Consider the following 2,705-nt stretch of genomic DNA (forward strand, 5'->3'; position numbering starts at 1 on the left):
CAACCCAAGCTGACTATCTATGAATTTGAAAACCTACCGAAGTTAGGTACAACCTCTAAAGGTGAAGATATTTTCTTGGGTGGTTTTTCTGGGTTATATTTCCAAGGGTTTGCACCCAATGGCAATCTGAAATTTGTCACCAACACCGACCGTGGCCCCAATGGAGAATCTAATGGTTCAAACAGACCATTTTTCTTGCCTAATTTCCAGCCAGAAATAGTCAGCTTTGAACTCAACCGCACCACAGGTGAAATCAGCATTACCAACAGAACAGGATTATTCCGCCAAGATGGGACAACCCCATTAACGGGATTACCTAACTTACAAGCTGGGGCAAATGGCACAGCCTACACAGATGAAATTGCCGTTGATTTAGACAACAAGGTTCTAGCGAACGATCCTTTGGGTGCTGACTTAGAGGGAATTGTAGTTGCAGAAAATGGTGATTACTGGCTGGTAGATGAATACCGTCCGGCAATTTATCACTTTGACGCTAATGGTAAACTGATTGAGCGTTTTATCCCTCAAGGAACTGCCACAGCACCCGACCCAGATCAACCAACTGGAACTTTTGGGACTGAGGTTTTGCCAGCAGTTTATGCCCAACGCCGCAATAACCGAGGATTTGAAGCTGTAGCGTTGGAAGGTAATAAATTATATGCCTTTATCCAGAGTTCAATTGATAATCCAGATGTCGCTAATGATGCGACATCCAAAGCTTCTCTCAATCTGCGAATTCTGGAGTTTGATATTGTCACCAAGCAGGTAACAGGAGAGTATTTATATCTCCTAGAAGGTTTACCAGGAACAGATAAGATTGGCGATGCAGTTTCTTTGGGTAACGGCAAATTTGCAGTAGTTGAGCGAGATGACAATGGTACATCTGCTGGCAATAAACTAATTTACCAAATTGATTTAGCTGGGGCTACCAACATTAACAACCCTGCTAACTTTACTTTGCCAGCTGGTAAAACTATTGAACAACTGACCTCTGCGGAGTTAGCTACTGCCAATATTACCCCTGTTACTAAAAGCTTAATCGCTAATGCTGCTCAGTTGGGCTACACCGGGGTGGAAAAATTAGAAGGTCTAGCATTGGTAGCACCCAACACTCTAGCCTTGATTAACGACAATGACTTTAACGTTACGGGTAATACGCCTGCTGAAAAACTCGGCATCCTCGAACTACCCAATAACCTAACAGTTGTAGAGCCTACTTTCTTGAACGGTTTTGGTTCTACCAACAGCGATACTGTCAATCTTGAGCCAGGAAAATTCTTTAGTGCAGGTGACGGAGCAGACTTTATAAAAGGTAATCAAGGTAACACAATCCTGGCTGGAAACGGTGACGACACAGTGCTTGCAGGCAGCGACTCTTCAGTTTCCGGGAATGACGGTAACGATCGCATATTTATTGGTCAAAATGGCCCGGCTCAAAATACCAGTGCCGATGGTGGCAGTGGTAATGATGTTATTGTCGTGGTGGAAGCCAGTGGTAGTAATAATTTGTTTGGAGCGGCAGGTGATGATACTTTCACAGTAACTGAAGGTTCTCGTCAATCATTATTCGGTGGCTCAGGTAAAGACACCGTCACGAGTAACGGTAGCAATAACCGTCTCTATGGTGGTTCTGGAGATGACAAACTCTTCTCTAATGTCAATGACTCGTTGTTTGGTGGCGATGCTGATGATGTGCTTTTTGCTGGTCAACAGGGCGCTAATCGCCTCAGTGGTGGTGCTGGTGCTGACCAATTCTGGATTGCCAATGGTAGTCTACCAATTAGTAAGAACATCGTGACTGATTTTACAATCGGGATTGATAAAATCGGGCTTGGTGGTGTGTTAGCTCAATTTAGTGAGCTAACACTCCTGCAACAGGGTAGTGACACTCTCGTGAAAACAGGAAATACAGAGTTGGTTTCATTGCTAGGAATTATCTCAACGAGCCTAACTGCAAACGACTTTGTTTTCTCTGCTAGCGTCGTGGCTTAAGTAAGTCGGCAAAGACAATACCTTCGCCAAATCGAAAAATGCCTCGATTCGTAGGTTGGGGAGCCACTGCGTTGGGCGGCTCTGCCGACTTGAAGCAAGTGGCGTTTGAGGCACAAAACCCAACAAATACGTTGGGTTTTGCTTCGCTCAACCCAACCTACAAAAAAATGGCTTGTACCATCAAGGAATAATTGGTCATTGGCACTAATGACAAATGACTAATGACAAATGACTAATGACAAATGACTAAATCGGCCGGACACCCCTCTTGTTGGGATGGGATTCACGCCGATTTTCTTTTATGCAGAAAATTTGATGCGATCGCTAGCCAATTAAAACTAGACCTCTTGCAAAAGTCCTACAGGACTTACGCAGCGATGATTAGTCATTGCGAGCGGAACGCAGTCAAGCGTTGCAATCTCGTCAAGACTGGGATTGCAACTCTAAGAGACGCACTCGCGTTCGCAACGCTTGCAATGACGAAAGTACGTTGCCTTTGCGTAAGTCCTATCCTAGATGTGTGGCAATACCGTTCAGTTACAGCTATTTTCAGGTAAATAGACCACGCGGTAGGGGTAAAGCGCAATGCTCATACGTGTCAACTTAACGTAAAAGCCATGTCCCGCAAGGAACTGAAGTTCCTTGCTAATAGTAAAAGTCATCTGAAGATGACTAAATATAGCCAAAAATCTTTAGTCTACTTTAGTAGACTT

Annotated in this window: 2 protein-coding genes; both read left to right on the forward strand. The window is 44.3% G+C overall.

The window, feature by feature from the left end; genetic code table 11:
* The coding region (locus LC574_RS34730; RefSeq protein ID WP_229458159.1) for an esterase-like activity of phytase family protein at positions 1-1,992 on the forward strand (1,992 nt) is incomplete at its 5' end.
* Between the two features lie 38 nt (positions 1,993-2,030).
* Positions 2,031-2,183 (forward strand): hypothetical protein, encoded by a 153-nt coding sequence (locus LC574_RS34735; protein WP_229458160.1) that lies wholly within the window; start codon positions 2,031-2,033, stop codon positions 2,181-2,183.
* Positions 2,184-2,705: the final 522 nt, after the last annotated feature.

It is taken from the genome of Nostoc sp. CHAB 5715 (genome assembly GCF_020829685.1).
GTDB lineage: Bacteria > Cyanobacteriota > Cyanobacteriia > Cyanobacteriales > Nostocaceae > Nostoc.

Bases quoted from the DNA above. Each gene is read 5' to 3' on its own strand.
- LC574_RS34735 (WP_229458160.1), top strand. From the start codon at position 2,031: ATGCCTCGATTCGTAGGTTGGGGAGCCACTGCGTTGGGCGGCTCTGCC.